Origin of the sequence: Ruminococcus sp. OM04-4AA (assembly GCF_003462585.1) — a bacterium.
GTDB lineage: Bacteria > Bacillota > Clostridia > Lachnospirales > Lachnospiraceae > Mediterraneibacter > Mediterraneibacter faecis.
In genome coordinates this window covers 15,840-39,990 of sequence record NZ_QTZH01000030.1, presented here as the reverse complement: position 1 = coordinate 39,990, position 24,151 = coordinate 15,840, and the positions used below count along the sequence as shown (strand labels likewise).

22 protein-coding genes and 1 tRNA gene are annotated in these 24,151 nt (G+C 40.8%); 3 read left to right on the top strand and 20 right to left on the bottom strand.

Features of this window, described 5'->3' with window-relative positions; all coding sequences use genetic code 11:
* Positions 1 to 372 precede the first annotated feature (372 nt).
* From DXB52_RS09880 to DXB52_RS09830, 12 genes are all read right to left on the bottom strand, one after another.
* Positions 373 to 460 (bottom strand) — tRNA-Ser (locus tag DXB52_RS09880).
* Positions 461 to 583: 123 nt separating this feature from the next.
* Positions 584 to 1,231, bottom strand: coding sequence for a thiamine phosphate synthase (gene thiE, locus DXB52_RS09875; RefSeq protein WP_117916762.1), 648 nt, complete (start codon positions 1,229 to 1,231; stop codon positions 584 to 586).
* A complete protein-coding gene (thiM, locus tag DXB52_RS09870) occupies positions 1,218 to 2,039 on the bottom strand; it encodes a hydroxyethylthiazole kinase (RefSeq protein ID WP_117907867.1) in 822 nt (273 codons plus the stop codon). The genes thiE and thiM overlap by 14 nt, the downstream gene beginning before the upstream one ends.
* A complete protein-coding gene (locus DXB52_RS17115; protein ID WP_472520078.1) occupies positions 2,033 to 2,170 on the bottom strand; it encodes a hypothetical protein in 138 nt (45 codons plus the stop codon). Before DXB52_RS17115 ends, thiM begins: the two co-directional genes overlap by 7 nt.
* An 8-nt stretch (positions 2,171 to 2,178) precedes the next feature.
* Positions 2,179 to 2,685, bottom strand: a complete 507-nt coding sequence (locus DXB52_RS09865) for a lysophospholipid acyltransferase family protein (RefSeq protein ID WP_472520077.1) — start codon at positions 2,683 to 2,685, stop codon at positions 2,179 to 2,181.
* An 80-nt stretch (positions 2,686 to 2,765) separates the two neighbouring features.
* Complete coding sequence (locus DXB52_RS09860; RefSeq protein WP_118107152.1) at positions 2,766 to 3,329, bottom strand: Fe-S-containing hydro-lyase; 564 nt, start codon at positions 3,327 to 3,329, stop codon at positions 2,766 to 2,768.
* A 31-nt stretch (positions 3,330 to 3,360) separates the two neighbouring features.
* A complete protein-coding gene (locus tag DXB52_RS09855; protein WP_118107150.1) occupies positions 3,361 to 4,206 on the bottom strand; it encodes a fumarate hydratase in 846 nt (281 codons plus the stop codon).
* 63 nt (positions 4,207 to 4,269) lie between these two features.
* Positions 4,270 to 4,758, bottom strand: coding sequence for a deoxycytidylate deaminase (locus tag DXB52_RS09850; protein ID WP_054754397.1), 489 nt, complete (start codon positions 4,756 to 4,758; stop codon positions 4,270 to 4,272).
* Entirely contained in the window at positions 4,758 to 6,284 is a 1,527-nt protein-coding gene (locus DXB52_RS09845; protein ID WP_015527546.1) for an L-threonylcarbamoyladenylate synthase, read from the bottom strand. The genes DXB52_RS09850 and DXB52_RS09845 overlap by 1 nt, the downstream gene beginning before the upstream one ends.
* Before the next feature lie 50 nt (positions 6,285 to 6,334).
* Positions 6,335 to 7,033, bottom strand: coding sequence for an N-acetylmuramoyl-L-alanine amidase family protein (locus DXB52_RS09840; protein WP_054754399.1), 699 nt, complete (start codon positions 7,031 to 7,033; stop codon positions 6,335 to 6,337).
* 68 nt (positions 7,034 to 7,101) lie between these two features.
* The gene (locus DXB52_RS09835; RefSeq protein WP_118107148.1) at positions 7,102 to 9,060 is read right to left on the bottom strand and encodes a glycosyl hydrolase family 18 protein; all 1,959 of its coding nucleotides are present in this window, start codon (positions 9,058 to 9,060) and stop codon (positions 7,102 to 7,104) included.
* A 263-nt stretch (positions 9,061 to 9,323) separates the two neighbouring features.
* The gene (locus DXB52_RS09830) at positions 9,324 to 9,560 is read right to left on the bottom strand and encodes a hypothetical protein (RefSeq protein ID WP_015527594.1); all 237 of its coding nucleotides are present in this window, start codon (positions 9,558 to 9,560) and stop codon (positions 9,324 to 9,326) included.
* 482 nt (positions 9,561 to 10,042) lie between these two features.
* Here DXB52_RS09830 and DXB52_RS09825 point away from each other — a divergent pair, with 482 nt between their 5' ends.
* On the top strand, positions 10,043 to 10,762 hold the full coding sequence (locus DXB52_RS09825; RefSeq protein ID WP_118107146.1) for an adaptor protein MecA: 720 nt from the start codon (positions 10,043 to 10,045) through the stop codon (positions 10,760 to 10,762).
* Between the two features lie 162 nt (positions 10,763 to 10,924).
* Here DXB52_RS09825 and DXB52_RS09820 read toward each other — a convergent pair whose 3' ends face one another.
* Positions 10,925 to 11,131, bottom strand: a complete 207-nt coding sequence (locus DXB52_RS09820) for a DUF1858 domain-containing protein (RefSeq protein WP_472520076.1) — start codon at positions 11,129 to 11,131, stop codon at positions 10,925 to 10,927.
* A gap of 524 nt (positions 11,132 to 11,655) precedes the next feature.
* Positions 11,656 to 12,750, bottom strand: coding sequence for a C40 family peptidase (locus DXB52_RS09815; protein ID WP_117579678.1), 1,095 nt, complete (start codon positions 12,748 to 12,750; stop codon positions 11,656 to 11,658).
* Positions 12,751 to 13,082: 332 nt separating this feature from the next.
* On the opposite strand from DXB52_RS09815, the gene DXB52_RS09810 reads away from it, so the two are divergent.
* The gene (locus tag DXB52_RS09810) at positions 13,083 to 13,478 is read left to right on the top strand and encodes a Fur family transcriptional regulator (RefSeq protein WP_015527601.1); all 396 of its coding nucleotides are present in this window, start codon (positions 13,083 to 13,085) and stop codon (positions 13,476 to 13,478) included.
* Between the two features lie 39 nt (positions 13,479 to 13,517).
* Entirely contained in the window at positions 13,518 to 14,060 is a 543-nt protein-coding gene (locus tag DXB52_RS09805) for an NADH peroxidase (RefSeq protein WP_015527602.1), read from the top strand.
* A gap of 84 nt (positions 14,061 to 14,144) precedes the next feature.
* Here the strand turns inward: DXB52_RS09805 and DXB52_RS09800 are convergent, their stop codons facing one another.
* The 6 genes from DXB52_RS09800 to DXB52_RS09775 all read right to left on the bottom strand — a co-directional run bounded on the left by DXB52_RS09800 (position 14,145) and on the right by DXB52_RS09775 (position 24,128).
* Complete coding sequence (locus tag DXB52_RS09800) at positions 14,145 to 14,426, bottom strand: GIY-YIG nuclease family protein (protein WP_117498476.1); 282 nt, start codon at positions 14,424 to 14,426, stop codon at positions 14,145 to 14,147.
* A 380-nt stretch (positions 14,427 to 14,806) separates the two neighbouring features.
* On the bottom strand, positions 14,807 to 15,580 hold the full coding sequence (locus DXB52_RS09795) for a M23 family metallopeptidase (RefSeq protein WP_015527603.1): 774 nt from the start codon (positions 15,578 to 15,580) through the stop codon (positions 14,807 to 14,809).
* A 42-nt stretch (positions 15,581 to 15,622) separates the two neighbouring features.
* Complete coding sequence (locus DXB52_RS09790) at positions 15,623 to 16,522, bottom strand: SpoIID/LytB domain-containing protein (protein ID WP_015527604.1); 900 nt, start codon at positions 16,520 to 16,522, stop codon at positions 15,623 to 15,625.
* Between the two features lie 80 nt (positions 16,523 to 16,602).
* A complete protein-coding gene (locus DXB52_RS09785) occupies positions 16,603 to 19,083 on the bottom strand; it encodes a glycogen/starch/alpha-glucan phosphorylase (protein WP_118107142.1) in 2,481 nt (826 codons plus the stop codon).
* A 5-nt stretch (positions 19,084 to 19,088) separates the two neighbouring features.
* Entirely contained in the window at positions 19,089 to 22,244 is a 3,156-nt protein-coding gene (gene ileS / locus DXB52_RS09780; RefSeq protein WP_118107140.1) for an isoleucine--tRNA ligase, read from the bottom strand.
* Between the two features lie 447 nt (positions 22,245 to 22,691).
* The gene (locus tag DXB52_RS09775) at positions 22,692 to 24,128 is read right to left on the bottom strand and encodes a D-alanyl-D-alanine carboxypeptidase family protein (RefSeq protein ID WP_015527607.1); all 1,437 of its coding nucleotides are present in this window, start codon (positions 24,126 to 24,128) and stop codon (positions 22,692 to 22,694) included.
* Positions 24,129 to 24,151: the final 23 nt, after the last annotated feature.

The following is a 24,151-nucleotide window of genomic DNA, read 5'->3' as shown; positions in this document are numbered from 1 at the left end:
TTCCCTTTTTACTGTTGTTTTGGTTTGTTTAAAAACCGTTCTTAAAAATCTTCTCTTAAAGAAATTTTCAAGGGTTGTTGTTGTCTATTGTTCAGTTATCAAGGTTCTTACTTCGCTTTGTTCATTTGCGACAGCTCATTTATTTTATCATAAGCATTTCGCTTTGTCAAGAACTTTTTTGAAGTTTTTTATTTTTCTTACCTCTTCGCTTTGTTTCAGCGAATCAGCTCATTTATACTATCATGTATTTTTTAGAAAGTCAAGAACTTTTTCGAAGTTTTTTTATTTTCTTTTTACATGATTTTTAACTTTCTTCAAAATCAGGAGAAGTCGCCAGACTTCTGTCGTCCCGCTCTTTTGATTTAAGTTAAACGGAGAAAGAGGGATTTGAACCCTCGCGCCGGTCGCCCGACCTACACCCTTAGCAGGGGCGCCTCTTCAGCCTCTTGAGTATTTCTCCGTACACTGAATTCTACTATAGAATCTATAGCTTTGTTCAATTGTGTGCACCAACAGTGCGAAATTTATTATAGCAATACACTGTCATCTTGTCAATCACTTTTTTTCATTTTTTAACAAATTTTTAAACTATCTGTTCTACGCAGCTTTTCAACTTCGCAGTTGCTGTCTCAATATCCTTTTGGGCAAAGATTGCACTGATCACTGCAACACCATTAATTCCACTACCCGAAAGCTCTTTTACATTATCTTGTGTAATTCCTCCTATAGCAACAACCGGAATATCAACTTTAGTACAGATTTCCTTCAACACACTGTGTTCTACTTCCCGTGCGTCTGTTTTTGTTCCTGTTTGAAACACCGCTCCAACCCCCAGATAATCTGCCCCGTGCTTTTCGGCTAATAAAGCCTGCTCTACAGTCCGTGCAGAGACGCCTATGATTTTATCTTCTCCCAGCTGCGCTCTTACATCAAGAGCTTCCATATCACTTTGCCCAACATGCACTCCATCCGCATCAATTTCCTTCGCAAGCTTCACATTATCATTAATTATGAACGGAACTCCGTATTTTTTGCATAACTGTTGTATCTTTTTTGCCTCTTCTAAAAACTCTTCTTCTGTCAAATCTTTTTCACGTAACTGAATAAAGGTAGCGCCACCTTTCAGCGCTTCCTCAACCTGTTCATAAAGCGTCTGCCCATTCAGCCAATGTCTGTCCGTAACAGCATACAGCAACATCTGTTCCCTTAATTGTTCCTTAGTAAAGCTCATACTTAGCCCCTTTCTCCAGTTTTTCTCCTGTCATATTATAGATGGCATCAATAATTCTATTTCTATATGTAGCGTTACCATCGCCTTCCTGCATTCTCGTCCATGCTATTTCACCGGCAACGCCCATCATGCAAACTGCTGCCACAGCAGCTTCCAGTTTTCTTTTCGGATTTGCTGCCAGAAAAGCGGTCGTAATACCGGATAACTGACATCCCGTGCCAGTTATTCTTCCCATTTCTGAACGTCCATTTCTAATTACATAACATTTCTCGCCATCTGTCACAAGATCTATTGCTCCTGTAATTATAACAATTGCTTCTTTCTTTTTCGCAAAACCTTTAATAAATGATATGCTCTGTTGCAAATTTCTTTCATTAACGGCTTCTGTAAGATCAGCATCTACGCCTTTTGTACTTCCGCTTCCATAAGCCAGCGTCTTAATTTCTGAAACATTACCTCGAATCACAGAAAACTTTATCTCTTTTATTAATTTTAATGCCGTCTCCGTCCTGAACCTGCTTGCTCCTGCTCCCACCGGATCCAATAATACCGGATGTCCCAGTTCATTAGAGCGATGCCCGGCTTTAAGCATTCCCTCAATACTCGTTTTATGTAATGTTCCCAAATTAATGTTCAGCCCTCCACATATAGATGTAATGTCCGCTACATCTTCCGGCTCATCTGACATAATTGGACTGCCACCACATGCAAGAATCACATTCGCAACATCATTCACTGTTACATAATTTGTTATGTTATGCACCACTGGGGCTTTTTTTCTAACTTGATCCAAGCATTCCTTTAGCATTTCTCTTCTACCTTTTCTTTCGTCAGGTTCTTATTGATTGTTTCCTGGATCTGCTGTTCTACTGCAGCAGCAATTTCCACGGTCTTCATATCTTTATAATCTTCATAAAGCATCGGTTTCAGAAAATGCACCTGCACCGTCACCGGTCGGGTACTGTTTGTATCAAACGGTTTAAAAGAATCAACAAGTGCCACCGGAATAATCGGGCACTTTGCTTTGGTTGCTGCTTTAAAGCTTCCCCCTTTAAAAGAACCGACATTATTTCCATTTTTGAACGCGTTCCTTCTGGGAAAATAAGATAATTCCTACCCGATACAACTTCTTTTGTTACACTTGTAATAGTTTTCATTGCCTGACGGACATCCTCACGATCAATCATAAATGCTTTCATGATTTTAAATACCTGTTTTAAAAACGGAACGTTTTCCACTTCTTTTTTAGCTACAACAGAAAAAGGGTGCGTACACGCTTCAACAATTGCCAATACATCATACAAACCTTGATGATTTGGAAAAAACATAAATCCATCCTGCTTTGGAATATTCTCCTGTCCATGTACATCGATTGTTACATTTCCGCCTTTATTTGCACGAAAAACAATCCAACGCAAAAATTCATAATTATCTTCTTCTGTATATTTATCCACATGTGAAGCCCGATAGCAGAGTTTAATCCATCCCCCCGGCACGATCAAAAGATTCCGCAATACCATCAGTAGAATTCTTCTCATGCATTCTCCTCCATTCTGCAATAATCCTTAATTGCTGTTTCATAAAGATTATTCCCATCTTTATCTATTACTACAATCACCGGAAAATTTTCAACTGTCAGTTTTCTGATCGCTTCTGTTCCAAGATCGTCATACGCTACCACTTCTGAAGATGTGATACATTTTGAAAGAAGAGCCCCCGCTCCACCAACAGCCGCAAAATATACTGAACCATTGCGTACAATTGCATCAATTACCGCTTGATTTCTTTTTCCTTTTCCTATCATAGCACCAAGCCCAAGATCCAGGAGCTGAGGTGCGTATTTATCCATTCTGCTTGCTGTCGTCGGTCCTGCCGAGCCAATTGGGCGTCCTTCTCTTGCCGGTGATGGTCCCATGTAATAAATCACCTGACCTTGAATATCAATTGGAAGTTCCCCGCCTTCCTGTAAAATCTCATACATTCTTTTATGCGCTGCATCTCTTGCTGTATAGACCATTCCTGTAAGATAAACATAATCTCCTGCCTTCAGTGTTGCCACGGTCTCTTTCTTCATTGGTACTGTTATATGCTTGTCCATTTCACTTTCCTCTTTCACTTAGCCTGTTGAATTAAATTGTACGAATCACATGACGATTTACATGACAGCAAATATTAACCGCCACCGGAAGTCCCGTGATATGTGTTGGATAAGTATTAATATTCACCGCAAGTGCTGTTGTTGTCCCTCCAAGTCCACCAGGTCCGATACCAAGGTTATTTATTTTTGTAAGGAGTTCTTCTTCCAACTCTTTTACGTATTCAATTTCTGAATGTGATCCGACTTCACGTGTCAGAGCTTCTTTGGCCATCAAAGCGCATTTTTCAAATGTACCACCAATTCCAACACCAACCACCATTGGCGGGCACGCATTCGGTCCGGCATCTTTTACCGCAGTAAGAACCGCATCTTTTACACCTTCAATTCCTTCTGCCGGTTTCAGCATAAATACACGACTCATATTCTCGCTTCCGAAACCTTTCGGTGCTACTTTTATCTTTACCTGGTCTCCATCTACAATTCTTGTATGCAAAACTGCCGGCGTGTTATCCTTTGTATTCTCACGGATCAACGGATCTCCAACGACTGATTTACGAAGATAACCTTCTACATAACCTTGACGTACACCTTCATTTACCGCATCTTCCAATGCTCCTCCTTCAAGATGAACATCCTGACCAATCTCAAGAAACACTACTGCCATTCCTGTATCCTGACAAATCGGAATCATATCCTCTCCTGCAATCTTCAAGTTCTCTTGCAACTGTTCCAATATCTGTTTTCCAAGTGGTGCTTCCTCATTCTTTTCGGCACATTTCATTGCCTCTGCCATATCTGGTGACAGAAAATGATTTGCTTCAATGCACATTTCTTTGATGTTTTTTGTTATTTCTTCTACACGTATTGTCCGAATCATTTCTTCTATCTCCCTCTTCTTTGAAACAGGTACGCAAGCGCAATGCAAGCGTACCTGTATTTTTTATATCTCAAATTCAATTTTTCTGCCTGTTCGATGGTACTGGTGATATCTCACTCCTGCTGCATCCATCATTCGTTTTGATGCTTTCACTCCCGTTGTATCCGCGTATTTGTCACAATCATAAATAACTTCTTTAATTCCTGCCTGAATAATTGCTTTTGCGCATTCATTGCATGGAAAAAGAGATACGTAAAGTTTTGCTCCCGCAAGACTTCCGCCATTATAATTCAGAATTGCATTCAATTCACTATGTGTTGTATATACATATTTTGTCTCTAACGGATCTTCGCCTTCGCGCGCCCATGGAAATTCATCATCAGAACATCCCATCGGAAGACCATTATATCCCATGGAAAGAATCTTGTTATCCTGACTTACGATACAACAGCCAACCTGTGTATTCGGATCTTTTGATCGCATTCCGGAAAGCATTGCCACGCCCATAAAATATTCATCCCACGATAAATAATCTGTTCTTTTATCCGACATTATTCTTCTCCTTTTGCATATGAATTCAGTTTGTCTGCAAGTTTATCTATAAGCCCTGTGAGTATCTCAAAACATTCTCCATACGCTGTCAGGGGCTTTCCATAAGGATTTGGAAGTTCTTCTGATACTCCGACAAATTCATTTATTGTATATACATTTTTTACGTTTTCATAATCCGAAAGAACTTTGTTCTTAATTGTCTCATTCAATGTCAATACAAGTGTATCTCCTTGTAGATTGCTGCCATCAAACTGCTTTGACACATGATTTTCCAACGTCATCTGCGCGCTCTTCATAATTGCCTCTGCCTTCTGGTTTACCGGTTCAGGGAAAAGCACAACCAGTCCGCCGGATTCAATAATATACTCTTGCTCAAGATCCTGGTGACATAGTAATTCTGCCGCCATTGGTCCTACTGCCGAATCTGCCTCGCTGACAAAAATCACTCTGCGATACTTCTGCTTCTTTGTGATCTCTGTTGCCTGCAGGTGCATATGTCCTGCCGCCTTTTCAAGACGATTCATAATCGCCTTTCCTATTCCGTTCATAGCAAAAGATTCACTATAAATCAGATCAACGTCTTCTTCATCGAATTCGCGAAGCACTCGATAAAGGTTTCTTGCAATAGTATTCTCATTCTCACGGGTTCCTATATTCTTCACAATCCCATAATTATAGAACTGAACTGTTTCCCCCGTTGCAATGATTCCGACTTCCTTCCCTTCCCTGTGCGCGGCATAGGCAAGCTGACGAATTGCAAGAATCTCTTCTCTTATATTTCCTTCCACAATCATCATTTTCGCCTTCGGTGCATAATGTCGGTACTTCATTCCCGGAGCTTTCGGCGCCTGCTTGCTTTCACTGTTAACCAATGTCTCATCAACACCGACCGGTCCGATTACCTCCTCAAACATATCCGCTGTAATTGCACCCGGACGTAAAATCATCGGCGGCTCTACCGTCATGTCAAGAATTGTGGATTCCAATCCGATATCTACCGCACCTCCATCCAGGATCATATCAATCTTACCTTCCAGATCCACCCGCACATGCTCTGCTGTCGTCGGACTCGGACGCCCGGATGTATTCGCACTCGGTGCTGAAACAAATCCACCTGCCGCCCGGATCAATGCCGCTGCAATTGGATCACTTGGCATACGAACCGCAACCGTATCTAATCCTCCGGTTGTCCCGTAAGGTACACTCTCACTTTTTTCAAATATCATCGTCAGCGGACCTGGCCAAAAATGTGCTGCCAGTGCATCTGTCTCCGGTGGAATATTCACCGCCACTTTTTTCAGATCCTCATAGTCTGCAATATGAACAATCAACGGATTATCTGATGGACGTCCTTTTGCTGCATATGTTTTCTTTGCCGCCTCCTCTTTTAATGCGTCCGCCCCAAGTCCGTAAACCGTCTCCGTAGGAAATGCAACAAGACCTCCTTGTTTTAATACATTTCCCGCTTCTTCTATTACATCCTGGTTTATTTGGTTTTTATCTATTTTTCTAATAATCGTTTCCATAAATTTTATTATATCATTATTTGTTCTAAAAAAAAACTGTTTCTCTTCTGCTATTCATTTTCTTTTATATAAGATAAAATTCCTTCTGCCACTGCTTCTGCTACTGATTTCTGATAATCTTCCGTAACCAGCTTCTGTGCTTCTTTATAGTTACTCAAAAAACCACATTCTACGATCACTGTAGGTACTTCCGTCTTTTTTAATATATAATATGTATTATTTGCTTTTATCTTTTTGGTATTATCCGGATTTACCTTTTGTAAAGCGTCCTGTATTATCCCTGCAGCCTTTTCTCCTTCCGTCGATGTCTGATAGTAGAAGACCTGCGCACCGAAAACATTTTCTTCATGATAACTGTTCTGATGTATACTGACTGCTAATACAGGAGAAACTTCATTCATAATCTTTACTCTGTATTTCAAATCTTCTACTTTACTTTGTGCAAGCTGTTCATCTGTTTCTCTGGTCATGATTACCTGTATATTTTCTTTTTCCAAAATTTTCTTTACAGAATTCGTAATCGTTAAATTGATATCTTTTTCTTTCACTCCATTGATTCCGACCTTCCCCGAATCAGTACCACCATGTCCTGCATCTAAAACAACTATCCTGTCTGACTTTTCTGCTTCTCCGATTGTCTCCATTTCTTCTTTTAATTCTTTCTGTAAGTTTTTCGAAACTTTCCAACAACCTGCGATAAGCCCTGTCATAATCAGAATCCCTATCATCAACCTGATTTTTCTTTGCAAAAAAACGACCTCCCTTCACATATTCTATCTATATGCAATGAGAAGCCGTTTTTTAACTTATCTTTTATTTAATTTACATACTGAGAAATGAGCTTCCATACACTGCTTTCTTCTCTTCCCAGGCTCCATTCTGCCACACCTGCCAGTTTACTTCCCTGTATCACCTTCAGCTTTGCTTCCAATGATTGAGCATCTTCAAGCCAGATACGGTAGGTTCCGCCATCCGCAGACCATTTTGCATAGTTTTGCTGTGTCTTTTCATCCCACTGTGCTGTTGCTCCCGCATTCACAACACTCTGCGCCGCTTCTTCCATTCCCAGTGCCTTACTTGATACTTTATTCGGATAAGATGCTGCTTCTGTACCAGCTTCTTCCGAAAGTTGCTCCGGGCTCTTTGCTGTCTCAAACCATAATCTGGTAAAAAATGGAATTCCGGCAATTACTTTATCAGCTGATACCTTTTTCAATGTTTTTTCTATTCCATCCTGCAAATAGCTGATCGATGCCACTGATCCCGCTTCATAGGATCCTTCTGTATGTTCATCATAAGCCATAATCACCACGTAATCTGCCACAATCCCCTGCTCTTTAAGATCATAATGTGAATTGTATGACTGTGGCACATAATTATCAACTGAAAATACAAGATTATTCTGGTGGCACTTCACAGACAGCTCTCTCACAAGCTGCACGTAATGCACACCACACTTGGAAGAAATCAATTCAAAGTCTAAATTAATTCCATCCACTCCTGCTGCCACTGCCGCAGCTACAACCTGATCTTCCAGTTTTGCTCTTTTTGATGTATAACGCAATGTCTCATAGGTCTCATCATAGGAATTCGTTCCACCATGAAAATCCCGGAATACAGCCCACACTTCCAGTCCTGCCGTATGTGCATAATTCACATAGTCCGCATCTGCAATTGAACTGATATTACCTTCCGTATCCGCAAGACTAAACCAGGTTGGTGCGATCGTCGTAAGTCCACTGGTTGATGCAAGTACCTGCTGAACCGCATTATTCGCTGCCGCATTCGTCACATTATGCCATGCCATATTGATCGAATGATCTTCTGTCATGTCTGAATAAACCGGTTCCGTAAAATCTCTGGATGTTTTTTCTTTTTTCTGGTTCTTTAAAAATTTGGTCTTAATATATCCTACATAACCATCCGCTGTGGCAACTTTCATCCAGTCATCTTCGTCTTCAAGCACTGTCACCTTGTCCGATTTTTTAACTTCTGTCAGTATCGGACTCTTAACGCCACCAAGATAACGAACCTGTGTGTCTTTCTTCACTTCTGCTGTCTCGATCTCGCCCCACTTTGATGTGATAATTGCTCTGTTTGGTTCCTGTTCCACAGAATATTCCATATTCGTATACTCTTGTATGAACGGAAGTGCGATATATGCGATATCTCCATCCGTCTTAAGAATTACATAATCTTCACTTTTTGTTTCGTTCACTGCTGTATATTCACTGCTGTTCTCACTTACAGAAACATTTCCATCCGGCAAGGTATATAGAAGCACCCGTTCGTTCGCATCCCAGTAAAATCTGCTGTTTATCTTATCACGAAGAACCTGATATGCTACATAATATTGTCCATCAAAAACCTTACCCGGTATAACACTATCTGTAGAAGAATCGGAAGAAGATTCCGCGGAACTCTCTTCTTTTTTCACTACTTCATTATTAATGATCAATGCCAGATCATCACTGTTTTCTATTCCATAATATTGTTCTTTATCGGCTTCCTCATTTGATGAACCGTATCTCTTAAAGAAAACTGCGCCTGCTGCCAAAATCATGATCAATAATATGATGATCATTACGAAAAGAATTTTGTTACGTCTTTTCCGCGCTCTATTCACTTTCTTCGCATGTCGTGTTCCTGACCTTCCATTTCTGCCTCTACCTGTTGTCATTGGTCTTCCCTTTCTCCGGGAACTCCCCGGATGTCCAGATTGTCCTTCTACTCTTCCCCTGCTTCGCGCATGGGTACTGCCTTTTCTTTTGTCCATGCCAACCCTCCTGATTGCAATTTTTATATCTCTGGCGCTTTCTTACACAAACAGTTCCTTACGCTCTGCTGTGTGTATTTCTAATATCTCCACATCTCTGGATAAAATAATGATTCTGGAATTCATTATATCATATTTTCATCTTGCGTCATTAACAAATTGCATCTACAACAATTGTACATATCAAAAAGTTGTTACACCTTAAATGTCTGTCCATCTTCTATCAATTATAACAGCTTACAAATATACTTCTGTCCGGCAGTTCAAGGGGTAATCTCTGCCTGTCTGTTATGATTCACATCTGTAAAAACCAATGATTCTATCCTTCCTTCTGGATCAATCACATAATCTCTCATATAAGTACCTTCTTCTCTGGCCATATATGCTGTCACAATCTGCAATGGACTCATCGGATATCCATCCATAACTATGTCCACTCCTTTTTCTTCATAACCTCTTAGTTCCGCATATAATTCCTTATATCCATCTTCCGTTCTCATATCGTATGTACTCCTTCTCTCCTGGGATCCTGATAAAACGTTGTCCGCCATCTTCGACCATAAAAGGTATCTGTGACATACTGTAGAACAAGTGACGGACAAGAAGACAACCCTGATCTTCGGAGGGTCTCCTTCTCATAATTATTGTGAATTTTCCCTTGATTTCAGGGAATTGAATTTTTTTTGAAAATCAGAAATGCTTTCAGTGCCTCCTTTCTTAACATTCTGTTTTATCAAATGGTGTGTCTTCTGTAAGTGCCATTATATGAGCAGCCTTTTGGAATTTCAATGTGTTTATTGTTGATAAGTGGGTGGGATTTGTTGATAACCTAAAATAGTTATAAACAATTTTCGTTTTCCTTTACATCTTTTCTTTTTTTGTTTATACTAAACGATGAAAAGATATATCTAGTTATGAACATAATGAACAGTTCTTAATCCACAGATTATCTTAATATCATAAGACATAAGGATGTGATCATATGAAAATTGAAAAAATCAATGACAATCAGATTCGTTGTACTTTGACACATGCCGATCTTGCAGCCCGCAATCTCAAGATCAGCGAACTGGCTTATGGTACCGAGAAAGCAAAATCACTATTTCGAGATATGATGCAGCAGGCATCTTTCGACTTTGGATTCGAGACAGATGACCTTCCTCTGATGATAGAAGCAATTCCTTCTTCTTCAGACTCTATCACCTTAATCATAACAAAGGTGGAGGATCCGGAAGAACTTGATACACGTTTTTCCAAGTTTACACCTGCCGGAGATTCTGATACACCGAACAGCAATGTTCTTGAAAAGCTTCAGGGCGCAGATGAATTCTTTGATCTGCTTAACAAAGTGAAAGAAGTTGCTTCCGAAGCAAAAGATCCGGAACCTAAAGAAACAGTACCGACATTTCCGGTCCGCCTGTTCTCCTTCGACACGTTAGATTCCGTAATTGAGGCTTCCCGCCTGCTTGCTCCGTTCTATACAGGTGCAAATACACTATATAAGGACGATGAGAATAATAATACCTTTATCCTTGCGCTGGCACCTGCTGATGGTGCAGATCAGGAATTTAATAAAGTATGTAATATGCTTTCGGAGTACAGTTCCCCTGAGAAGGGAGATTCTTCTGTTCTTGCATTTCTGGAGGAGCATTGCAAAATCATTGTTTCCGCAGACGCAATTCAGAAGTTATCCACAATTTAAACAACGAATAAAAAAGACGGTCTGGAATTATGGGAATAACTTTTCCCACACTTCAGGCCGTCTTTTTCACTTGTTATCCACAAAAACTTTTAACGATACTAAAAAGCTGCCATACTCTCTTTTTTGAGAGCACAACAGCTTCTTGTATATCTTTTCTCTTAATTATTTACCAACGGCTGCCATTGCTGCATTGATCTTCTCTACAAGCAGATCTGCATCAATTCCATGAACCATAGCTGCTTCCTCAAGAGACTCCATCTGAGATGACGGGCATCCAAGACAATGCATACCAATCTCCATCAAAATCGGAGCTGACTCTGGAAATGTTACCAGAAGTTCGCCAATTGTTGTGCTTTTAGAAATTGCCATCACTGTTTCCTCCTTACATATTTCTATTTTCAATTAATTTCTGTCACCCTTGAACAGTAATTTTTATTATAATCCCTGATCTATGATTTAGCAACCTTATTTTCATTATCATTCTATAAAATTTTCTGAATTTTTCACGCAACTTTTTCCGTTTATCACACTACTCAAAAGTCAATCAGTTTTCTTTTTTTTTTCGACAAATCGTCATTTTCATAACAATGACCAAAACGAATGTTCTTTTTATTTCCAAAAGTTATCCACACTATTCACATCTTTCTTTGTTGATAATGTGGATAACTTTCAGGGAATCTTTTATTTTTCCTCATTTTTTCGATTTTTCAATGTTGATAAGTTGAAAACTACTTTTTTTTATTTTTTTGCTATTTTGAATATTCTTGTCATATTTTGTGCATTTTGACTATCCACATATTTTTCTTGAAAAATATCGATTTTAGAATTTACAGTCAAATCTTTCATTTCCCACACATATTCTGGACAATGCATTGTTTTCTTTCTATTATTCTTTAATAAATCCGTCTGACAGCCACGATATTTGTATACGTTGCACTGCTGATACCAATTCCCTGAGCTTCATTCATTGCATTTACGATCTGATCATTTCCTATATATAAACCAACATGTCCTTCATATAAGATAAGATCCCCCGGCTGTGCGTCTTCATAACTCACTTCATATCCTGCACTTCGCTGTTCATAAGAAGTTCGTGGAAGGCTTATACCAAAATGTGCATACACGGACTGGACAAATCCTGAACAATCCGCCCCATCTGTTAAACTTGTACCGCCCCACACATATGGATTCCCAATAAACTGACAGGCATAATCAATAACTTCCTGCCCTGACGCAACTGACTGAGCCGCCGCTTCTGCAGCCTGGGCTTCTGCTTCCGCCTCCGCAGCCGCAGCTTCTTCTGCTTCCATTCGTTTTTGTTCTTCCTCTTTTGTCTCCCCGTAAGAATAAGAACTTTCCTCTATAACATAATCACCGCACACCCAGCCATTAACTTCACCGACCTGTATCGGATACCAGCCATCTACAGGATCTGCTGTCACAAGATATTCTTCTCCCTGACCGATCTGGGTTAATACGGTAGTATCTGTCCCATGTCCTTCTCTGACATTCAGACAATCTGCTGTGACTGTAACATTCTCATTTGTATACTCATCTGACCTCGAACGGGCTTCTTCTCCTGTGAACAATGTTTCGGTCGGAACATACCCCTCTGCATTTCCCGACCGAATCTTTGTCCATCCATCCAAATATTCCAACACAACTGCCGCTGAATCAGAATATAATTTTCCAACCCATTCACTGTTTTCATCTGCTTCGCTTCTAATATAGGTATAATCCCCCGTATTAGAAAACGCTATATTCAAATACTCTCCCTCTTCTGTCGGCACCAGATACAGATTGATATTGTTCTTTATTTCTGTCTGATATGATGCTTCCAAAATGTTTTCAATTCCTGTAACCGGAACCAGACTCTTCTCACTGTCATCAGTTTCTGCCGCCTGTGTTCTGACTACACTCCCCGGAATTATGATCATCCCTGCCATCATTGACATGATAAGCTTATGCTTCATCCGCATGTTACTCATATAAAACCTCCTTTATTTCCAGCCTTATCTTTTGTGGGAAGTTTTAATTGTTACATAATTGTTAATTTTTGTTACGCCGTAATTTTATCAATCAACCATAGATATGTCAACTGTTTTAATAGTTTTTTCATAATTATCGCCCTCCACCATTTGTAATTATTCCCCTTTTTTATTAAATCTCAACGTCCATTTTGTTAATTATTTTGTAATATTTTGTCAGGAGAAATAAAAAAAACTTATTTTTTTCCTATTGACAATTTTTAAATATAAGTTATATTCTAATTACAGTAATCGTTACTGTTATTGATTCAATTTCAGAAAGAGGTGAATCTATGGCTGCAATTAAATATAGCCGACAGCGAGAAGCTATCAAGCATTATCTCGCTTCAACAAAAGAGCATCCCACTGCCGACACTGTTTATCTGCATGTTAAAGAGGATTTTCCTAATATCAGTCTTGGTACTGTTTACCGGAATTTGAATCTGCTGACAGATATCGGCGAAGCGATCAAGATCCCAACACCTGACGGCGGAGATCGATTTGACGGAAATGTTATTCCGCACAATCATTTTCTCTGTACAAGCTGTGGACGGTTACTGGATCTGGAACTGGATATGAAGAGTATTGAAGAAGTGAACCGGCTGGCCGGGGAGAATTTTGATGGAATCATCACTTCAAGTTCCACTTTGTTTTATGGGGAATGCAGTGACTGCATTAGAAAGTCTTAAGTTATAAAAAAAATTAATAAGAAAAAGGAGATTATCATTATGAAAAAATTTGTATGTACAGTATGTGGTTATGTTCACGAAGGAGATGCTGCACCGGCTGAATGTCCAGTCTGTCACGCACCAGCTTCTAAGTTCAAAGAGCAGGAAGGAGACAAAGTATGGGCTGCTGAACACGTTGTAGGTGTTGCACAGGGTGTCAGCGAAGATATTCTTGCAGATCTTCGTGCAAACTTCGCAGGAGAGTGCTCTGAAGTAGGAATGTACCTTGCAATGGCAAGAGTTGCTCACAGAGAAGGATATCCGGAAATCGGACTTTACTGGGAAAAAGCTGCTTACGAAGAAGCAGAGCATGCTGCAAAATTCGCTGAACTTCTTGGTGAAGTTGTAACAGACAGCACAAAGAAAAACCTTGAGATGAGAGTTGATGCTGAGCACGGTGCTACAGAAGGTAAATTCGATCTTGCAAAGAGAGCGAAAGCTGCTAACCTGGATGCAATCCACGACACAGTACACGAGATGGCTCGCGATGAAGCAAGACACGGAAAAGCATTCGAAGGACTGCTTAAGAGATACTTCGGCTAAACAAACCTTATCAGCAGATGCGATTGCTTCTGCTGTGATAAACCTGCCCATCGGGAAATGTTACATTCCCGATGGGCAGGTTTTTTAATCTTCTTTCTCTTTTCTTTCATCTGATAATTTAACTTTTTTGCCGGCAATGAGTTCCTGTTTCTCTTTTCTCCCTAACTGCTTAATTGCATATTCCCGCTTCATTGCCTGTTCTTTTGTCTCAAATTCCTCATAATAAGCCAATTCAACTGGCCTGCGTGCCTTCGTATATTTCGCACCTTTCCCGGAATTGTGCGCCTCCACACGTTTTTCCAGATCATTTGTCCAGCCCGTGTATAACGTTCCGTCACTACATTTTAGCATATATGTATAATTCAAAAACTCACCTCTGCTATCTCCCGCATTACTCTTTCGATGCTTGCTATTTATTATATCATGAATCTCTTATCCAAGACCAAAACTATGATGTAAGTGGCAAAATTTACTTTTGACACTCACATCATAGTATATTATCAAGAAAACTTTTCCTGTATCCGATGTTACTGTTCACACGATGTGCGACCAGCAACGCATCTCGCCATTTTAAATCGCCTTTGGCGATGGAGCGAGATGCATTCAAGTCAAAACACGCATCCTCCGTGCAATCAGCGGAGTGATTGACACGGGAGTGAACAGTAACTATCCCATACAATATAGTATTGATCCTGCACCCGTAATCAAACTTTTGATTCCTTCATTTTATCCAAACAAATACAACTTTACTCCATAAAATTCATTGGGTCAACCGGCGCCCCGTCTTTCATAATTTCAAAATATAAATTTGGTCCTTCGACACTATAATATTTCGTCGGTGAATTCAGTGTTCCCACTTCCTCTCCGGCTGCAATATAATCTCCAACTGCTGCCGCCACTTCATCCAGTTGGCCATAAACCGCAGTATACCCATTTCCCATATCAAGTGTCACGGTAGTTCCTGTCTGGGCAGTCTGTTCAATACTCTCTACAACTCCTGCTGCCGCTGCGTGGATTACTTCTCCCTGCGTTCCACCAATAATCAGTGCAGGATTATATTTATACTGCTCCAATGTTGGAAAATATACTGTATGATCCATACTAAAACTCAAAAGTGTTGCTCCGCTTGCCGGCCAGGCAAGTGTACTTTCCTGAGTAAACCACACATTCTGTGTATTTGAAGATGCCGTGCTTTGAATTTCCTCTGTGGATGTATTTCCATTCTCCATACTGTTTTCATTCTCTTGCTGAACATCCTTTTGGGATTCCTGGTTTTCTGCATTATCCTCTTCTGAATCTGTGTCTGTAGGAAGAATATCATCTGTATTCGCCAATGTACTATCATCTTCTGTAAGCTGTTCTGCTGTTGTTTGCGCATCTTTGATCTGCTGCTCCATATCTTTTTTGTAATGATTGTATGTGTAGCTCCCAACCATTGTAATTACCGCAACAAAACAAAGTACTGCGCCAACTGCAGCTCCCTTTCCTTTCAAAAAGGCCGGTCTTTCATTTTTATTCATAATCATCACCTCTGGCTATAGCATTGCCTGAAATGATCGATCTTATTCATCTATGTGGTGTAGTTCTGTTCCTTCATAAAAATATTGCAGGATCTCTTCATAATTTTTCCCATCCTTTGCCATTTCCTGTGCAGTCCACTGACTCATTCCGAATCCGTGCCCTTTTCCAACCGTTGCAATCTTCAACCCGTGTGGACTTTCATAAAAAGAAAATGAACTCGAAGGAAGTTTCAGTGCATCACGGAACTGATCTCCTGTACATATCGTCTCTCCAATCCTCATTTTTCGGACATAACCGGAAGAATCCCATTCCTGAATTTCAAAATCTTCATATCCATAACCATTTTCCGCTTTTTTCTGTTCCTCTGCCACAAGGAATTCTCTACATCTCTTTTGTATCTCTTTATATTCTATCAAATGTACCTGAATTTCATCTTCTGCCGCCTTGTCAAGCGGACATTCTTTTGCTGTGATGTACGGATAATCTGCATTCCCAAGTACCTCCTGCACGTCTCTGGTCTTTCCATTACTGGATTGATGAAACGGTGCCCATGCAAAGGTCTCATGATACCACAATACAATTCCTTTTGTTTCCTGTGCTGCCTGTTGACATTTTTTCAAATTCTCTTCGTATTTTGGCCCCCACTTTTTCTTCATCTGAGTCTGCGTCAGACATTTATCCAAAATAGTTTGCTTTTCTTTCTCTGTTCTGTACAACTCTGTACGTAGAACAACCGCCTGTGCCTTCAATGCTTCTATTTCATATCCTCCATCTGTTTCTCCTGCGAGTATTCCTGCGAGATACACAGATGCATTATCGCTGTCAGCTCCCTGCACCGCATTCTTTCCGTTTATAAAAACAGAAATGATGTAAGGAAGTAAAAACAGTATGATAAGAAATGCAAAAAATAACTTTATTTTATTTCTAATTGTATCACGCATAAAAACAGCCCTCCATACTCTATTGTATGGAAGGCTGTCCTATTTTAGAACTTATCTGGTTTCATTCTCCGTGTAATTGCTTATTCGAAAAGGTCCTGTCCTGATGGAACTTCAACCTTCTCCAGATGCCAGATATCACGAACATACTCTTCGATTGTTCTGTCAGATGTGAACTTACCGCTGCATGCTGTGTTCATCATTGCCATCTTAGACCATCTCTGCTGATCTCTATAAGCTTCTTCTACTCTCTTCTGTGCATCTGCATAAGAACGGAAGTCTTTCAGAATGAAGTAAGTATCTGCTTTGTCTGTACACTGTGTATTCAGCAGTGAGTTATACAGATTGATATACATGTTGTGATCGCCGTTAGAATATGTTCCATCCATCAGCTGATCTACGACACGTTTGATCTCCCAATCATTAAAGTAAACATCTGTTGGGTTGTAACCGCCATTGTTCTCGTAATTGATTACTTCCTGTGAACTCAGACCGAAGATAAATGCATTCTCTTCTCCGACTTCATGAACGATCTCTACATTTGCTCCGTCCATTGTTCCGAGTGTCGGTGCACCGTTCAACATGAACTTCATGTTACCTGTACCGGATGCCTCTTTGGAAGCTGTTGAAATCTGTTCGCTGACATCTGCCGCTGCGAAAAGAATCTCTGCATTGGATACTCTGTAGTCTTCGATAAATACAACTTTCAGCTTTCCGTTGATGCTTCTGTCGTTATTTACAACATCTGCTACGGAGTTGATCAGTTTGATTGTCTCTTTCGCACGAAGGTATCCTGCTGCTGCCTTTGCTCCGAAGATAAATGTTCTTGGGTAGAAGGACATCTCCGGATGCTCTTTGATCTGATTGTACAGATACATGATATGCAGGATATTTAACAGCTGACGTTTGTACTCATGCAGACGTTTTACCTGAATGTCAAAGATAGAGCGAGGATCTACATCGATTCCGTTATGCTCTTTGATATATTTCGCAAGGCGAACTTTATTCTGGTATTTAATTTCCATAAATTCACGTCTTGCGTCTTCGTCTTCAACAAGTGGTTTCAGCTTTGCAATCTGAGACAGATCTGTGATCCATCCATCACCGATCTTATCTGTGATCCAATCCGCAAGAAGTGGGTTTCCATGTGCGAGGAAACGTCTCTGTGTGATTCCATTTGTCTTATTGTTGAATTTCTCAGGCATCATCTGATAGAAATCTTTCAGTTCCTGTTTCTCAAGGATCTCTGTATGAAGCTGTGCAACACCATTTACAGAGAATCCTGCAACGATTGCCATGTTAGCCATACGAACCTGTCCGTTCATAAGGATTGCCATTTTGCGGACTTTCTCTTCATTTCCCGGATACATTTCGCGAACCTTAATCAGGAAACGACGATCGATCTCCTGTACAATCTGGTAAATACGTGGAAGCAGTTTAGAGAACAGGTCGATTGGCCATTTCTCAAGTGCCTCTGCCATGATTGTATGGTTTGTATAAGCACAAGTCTTACTTGTAACTTCCCATGCATCCTCCCAGCTTAATCCTTCTACGTCGATGAGGAGACGCATTAATTCTGGAACTGCAACTGTCGGGTGAGTATCGTTCATCTGGATAACAACCTTCTCATGCAGTTTTCTGATATCACCATGTTTTTTCTTATACTTCTCGATCAGAGCCTGAAGACTTGCAGAAATAAAGAAATACTGCTGTTTCAGACGAAGCTCTTTTCCTGAGTAATGGTTATCGTTCGGATAGAGAACATCAACGATCAGTTTTGCAAGGTTTTCCTGCTCTACTGCTTTGTGATAATTTCCTCTGTCAAATTCATCAAGTTTAAAGTCTGTGATCGGTTTTGCATCCCATACACGCAGTGTATTTACTACGTGATTGCCATATCCAACGATTGGCATATCATACGGAACTGCCATGACAGACTCATAGTTTTCCTGGATAAATTTATCTTTTCCTGTAACAGGATCTTTCTCGAAACGGATATTTCCGCCAAAACGTACTTCTTTTGCGTACTCTTCACGGCGAATCTCAAACGGATTTCCTTCTTTCAGCCAGTTGTCCGGAACCTCTACCTGATATCCATCTTTGATTTTCTGTTTGAACATTCCGTAACGATAACGGATTCCACATCCATATGCCGGGTAATTCAGTGTAGCGAGAGAATCAAGGAAACATGCTGCAAGACGTCCAAGACCTCCATTACCAAGAGCCGCATCCGGCTCCTGGTCTTCAATCACGTTCAGATCAATATTCATCTCTTCCAGTGCTTCTTTTACTTCTTTATATGCTGTCATATTGATGAGGTTGTTGCCAAGTGCACGTCCCATAAGGAACTCCATTGACATATAGTGTACTGTCTTAGCGTCTGTCTCATCATATCTTTTTTGTGTCTCAATCCAATCATCGATAATCACATCTTTGACTGCATAGGATACTGCCTGGAATAACTGCTGCGGCGTAGCCTCATCGATTGTCTTTCTGTAAAGTGTCTTAACGTTATCCTTTACTGCCGCTTTAAACGCTTTTTTCTCGAATCTTTTACTGAACATGTTTATTACTCTCCTTTTTTCTCAACACCCATTGTAACTGCTTCGCCGTTGATCTTCCATTCTTTCACGTAACCATCCGGCTGTGCTTTTACAACTTCATCAGCAAGTACCTCACCTGCGATCAGTGTGTTGTTCTTTTCGAAGACAGCTTCTGCCTTTTCACTACCCTCGTATGTAACTTTGATTCTGTCCATAACTTCGAAATCAGCTTCTTTTCTCATTGTCTGGATCTTGCTGATGATCTCACGTACAAATCCCTCTTCCAGCAGCTCTGGTGACAGGTTTGTATCGAGAACAACTGTGATTCCGTTGTCATTTACAGATTCATATCCTTCAATCTGTGCTGTATCAATCAGAAGATCTTCCTTGAAGAGTTCAATCTCCTGTCCGTTTACATCCAGTTTGAGTGCACCTGTAGCGTTGAGCTCATCCATTGCTGCATTTCCATCGATGTCGTTAAGCGCCGCTTTGATACCACCTAACATCTTACCATATTTCGGTCCGACTGTCTTTAATTGTGGTTTAAAACTATAAGAAGTAAAGTCTCTTACATCATCTGTGAATTTAACATTTTTAACATTCAGCTCGTCTGCAACGATCTCCTGATAGAATTCCGGAAGATCAAAATCTGCTTTCACAAACATCTTTCCGATTGGCTGACGGTTCTTGATGTTGGATGCATTACGGCATGCACGTCCCATAACAACAAGGTCAAGAACATGTTCCATGTTATTTTCAAGTTCTTTATCAATCTGTTCTTCATGAACTTCCGGGAAGTCACAAAGGTGAATACTTTCCGGAGCATCCTTATCAATGCTACGAACCAGGTTCTGATAAATCTCTTCTGTCATGAACGGGATCATCGGAGCTGCTGCCTTAGATACTGTAACAAGAGCTGTGTACAGAGTCATGTAAGCATTGATCTTATCCTGCTCCATTCCCTTTGCCCAGAAACGCTCACGGCTTCTTCTTACATACCAGTTACTCAGATCATCTACGAAGTCCTGAAGCACACGTGCTGCCTCTGGGATTCTGTAATTGCCAAGATTATAATCTACATCTTTTACCATTGTGTTCATCTTGGAGAGGATCCACTTATCCATAACCGGAAGTTTATCATATTCCAGAGTATATTTTGTTGCATCAAAATTATCAATGTTCGCATAAAGCACGAAGAATGCATAAGTATTCCAAAGTGTTCCCATGAACTTACGCTGTCCTTCCTGAACGGCTTTTCCGTGGAAACGATTCGGAAGCCACGGAGCACTGTTGATGTAGAAATACCAGCGGATCGCATCTGCACCGTATTTCTCCAGTGCATCAAACGGATCAACGGCATTTCCTTTAGACTTACTCATCTTCTGTCCATTTTCATCCTGAACATGTCCAAGAACGATAACATTCTTATATGGAGCCTTGTTGAACAGCAGTGTTGAGATTGCAAGCAGAGAGTAGAACCATCCTCTTGTCTGGTCTACAGCCTCGGAAATAAAGTCTGCCGGGAACTGTCTTTCAAACAGATCCTGATTTTCAAATGGATAATGATGCTGTGCAAATGGCATTGATCCACTGTCGAACCAGCAGTCGATAACTTCCGGTACTCTGTGCATCTCTTTACCACACTCCGGACACTTGATTGTTACAGCATCAATGTATGGGCGGTGAAGCTCGATATCATCCGGACAGTTATCAGACATTGATTTCAGTTCTTCAATGCTTCCGATAGAGTGCATATGTCCACACTCACACTGCCAGATATTCAGTGGTGTTCCCCAGTAACGGTTACGGCTGATTCCCCAGTCCTGAACGTTCTCGATCCAGTCACCGAAACGTCCTTTACCGATACTTTCCGGAATCCAGTTGATTGTGTTATTATTTCTGATCAGGTCTTCGCGAACTGCTGTCATCTTGATGAACCAGGACTCACGTGCATAGTAGATCAGTGGAGTATCACATCTCCAGCAGTGAGGATAGCTATGCTCGAACTTCGGTGCATCATAAAGAAGTCCTCTTGCATCCAGATCCTTTAATACTTCCGGATCAGCCTTCTTCACAAACAGACCGGCGAACGGTGTAGATTCTGCCATATCACCCTTCTCATCTACAAGCTGTACGAATGGAAGATCATATTTTCTTCCTACATTCGCATCATCTTCACCAAATGCTGGTGCGATATGAACGACTCCTGTACCATCTGTCAGAGTTACGTACTCATCACATACAACATAGAATGCTTTCTTGCGCTGTTTTGCTGCCTCGTCTGCTGCACACTGATACAGCGGCTCATACTCTTTTCCTTCCAGATCAGTTCCCTTGTAAGTCTCAAGAATTTCATAAGCATCTTTGCCTTCTTCTGCAAGTCTTCCAAGAACTGTGTCAAGCAGTGCGCAAGCCATATAATATACATGTCCGTCTGCTGCCTTAACCTTTGCGTAATCTTCTTTCGGATTTACACAAAGTGCAAGGTTGGATGGAAGTGTCCAAGGTGTTGTTGTCCATGCAAGAATATATGCATCTTCATCTTTTACTTTAAAACGAACGATTGCTGAACGCTCCTTAACATCCTTGTATCCCTGTGCAACTTCCTGTGCGGAAAGCGGTGTTCCACAACGCGGGCAGTAAGGAACGATCTTAAATCCTTTGTAAAGGAGTCCCTTATCCCAGATCTGCTTCAGAGCCCACCATTCAGACTCAATAAAGTTGTTATCATAAGTTACATATGGGTGCTCCATATCAGCCCAGAATCCAACTGTACCGGAGAAATTCTCCCACATTCCTTTGTATTTCCATACACTCTCTTTACATTTCTTGATAAATGGTTCAAGACCATATTTCTCAATCTGATCTTTTCCATCAAGACCAAGAAGCTTCTCAACTTCAAGCTCTACCGGAAGGCCATGTGTATCCCATCCGGCCTTTCTTGGAACCATATACCCTTTCATTGTACGGTATCTTGGGATCATATCCTTGATAACACGAGTTAAAACGTGTCCGATATGCGGTTTACCATTTGCTGTCGGAGGTCCATCATAGAAAATATAATCCGGGCACCCTTCTTTTTCATCCATACTTTTCTGGAAGATTTCATTATCATCCCAGAACTTTTCAACTTCTTTTTCACGGCTGACAAAATTCATGTCAGTTGAAACTTTCTTATACATGTTCTTATCCTTTCCTGAGTTTATTTTATGATTCTTAAAAAAAGAAAGGCTTCCGTCCTGTAATAGGACGAAAGCCTGAACTTCTCTCGTTAAACCACCTGTTACATCATACTTAGGTCTGATTTCTGACCTGCATATGGTATCCTTTAACGCCGGACACGCGTCAGTCCTTACTCTCTCTTTCTGCAGAAACCTCTTTTCTGCATCTGTTTCAGGAACTGCTGCTCTGGAGTGATCTTCAAAAATCTCTTACTTGCACCGAACTCCCACCATCTCCGGCTCGCTGTAACGTTCGGATAAATCCTACTGTCTCCGTCATCGCTTTATCTGTGAACTTCTACACACGGCTTATTATAAAGAGATTCTTGCCTCTAGTCAAGGTTTATTATGATAAAAAAAGTGCGAAAAAACGTTGTTTTCAGCGTTCTTTCGCAAATTTCTGTTTTCTTATCTGCGGCGTTTCTTCTTTCTTTTCACATTACCACTCTTTGCATTTCTTCTTTTTCCTTTTTTTCTTCTGCGACGTCTTATCTGCTTCCGGTAATTCGCAAGTACAACAATGATGATCAATAAAATCACAACTGCAATTACAACTCCGATCACAATTTTCATAAACTTTGAAATCCCGGTTACGACAGTTGAAGTTGTCTTATCTTTCTTTTTTCCCAAAACAGCTGCACTGCTTTCCTCTGTTTTTTCTATCGCAGCTTTCACACTGCCTACTTCCTGCCCTTTATAAGTAAATGTTACTGTTCCGGATCCATCCTTGTTGCTGTCTTCCTTCACTTCTGCTTTCACATCAGAAAATTGTGCACTCTTCGGAAGTACGATATAAGCATCTTCATCTTCATAAGACTTCACACCTTCCGGAAGCTTCTGATCCTTCAAAGATATTTTCGAAAAATTACTGTAAGCATAATCAAACATCGCACGAGTATCTATATAAGCATCATTTCCAAAATCATAAAGTACAACCGCAACAAGCTGCATATCTCCGTTATCTGCCATTGTCACAAGCGTTGTTCTTGCCTGATCTGTGTAGCCGGTCTTACCGCCCTTGCAGTATTCATAATAATTATCATTCTGTGGCCAGAGCATCTTGTGCTTCTGCTGAAAAGTACGTTCTTCATTCACCAGATTCGTTACCGGAATCGTATGGCTTAACGATTGGGAAATTGTCCGGAACGCTTCCTTCTGATAAACTGCTGCACCAATTCTTGCCATATCATGCGCCGTTGTATAATGTTGTTCATCATGAAGTCCGTTCGCATTCGTCCAGTGTGAACCTGTACATCCAAGTTTTTCTGACTCATCATTCATCGCCTGAATAAATGTGTCATAACCTCCGCCCATCTTCTTGCCAACACTCTCAGCTACTGCATAAGAGACCTCATTTGCCGATGCCAGCAGAACGGCATAGAGCGCATCTTCCATACTGATCTGCTCCCCCGGCGTCATGCCGATATGGGCATCGCCATATTCCAGAAAGGAGATGCTGTCCTGGGAAAATTCTACCGTATCTGTAAGCTCTGCATTGTCCAACGCAACCAATGTTGTCAAAAGTTTCGTAATACTCGCCGGATAATGCTTCTTTTCAATCTGCTTGCTATATAAAACCGCCCCACTATTCATATCCATAACGATTGCGGAATCCGCATAAGTTGCCGGTCCCTGTGGCCAGTTCTCCACACTGTTTGAATCTGGTGCGATCGCATAACAGTTCTGACGCTGTGTCTCCCTGTCTTCTTCCTCTGTCTGAGTTGAATCTGTTGTGGCTGCCGCCGTTTCTTCCTCAGCAAATGTCTGTACTGACGGCATCAATATCATAGATGCCGCCAGGAAAAGAGACAGACAGCGCTTTCCGTATTTCTTAAAATTTATCATAAAGGAAATCCTCCGGTTGTTTG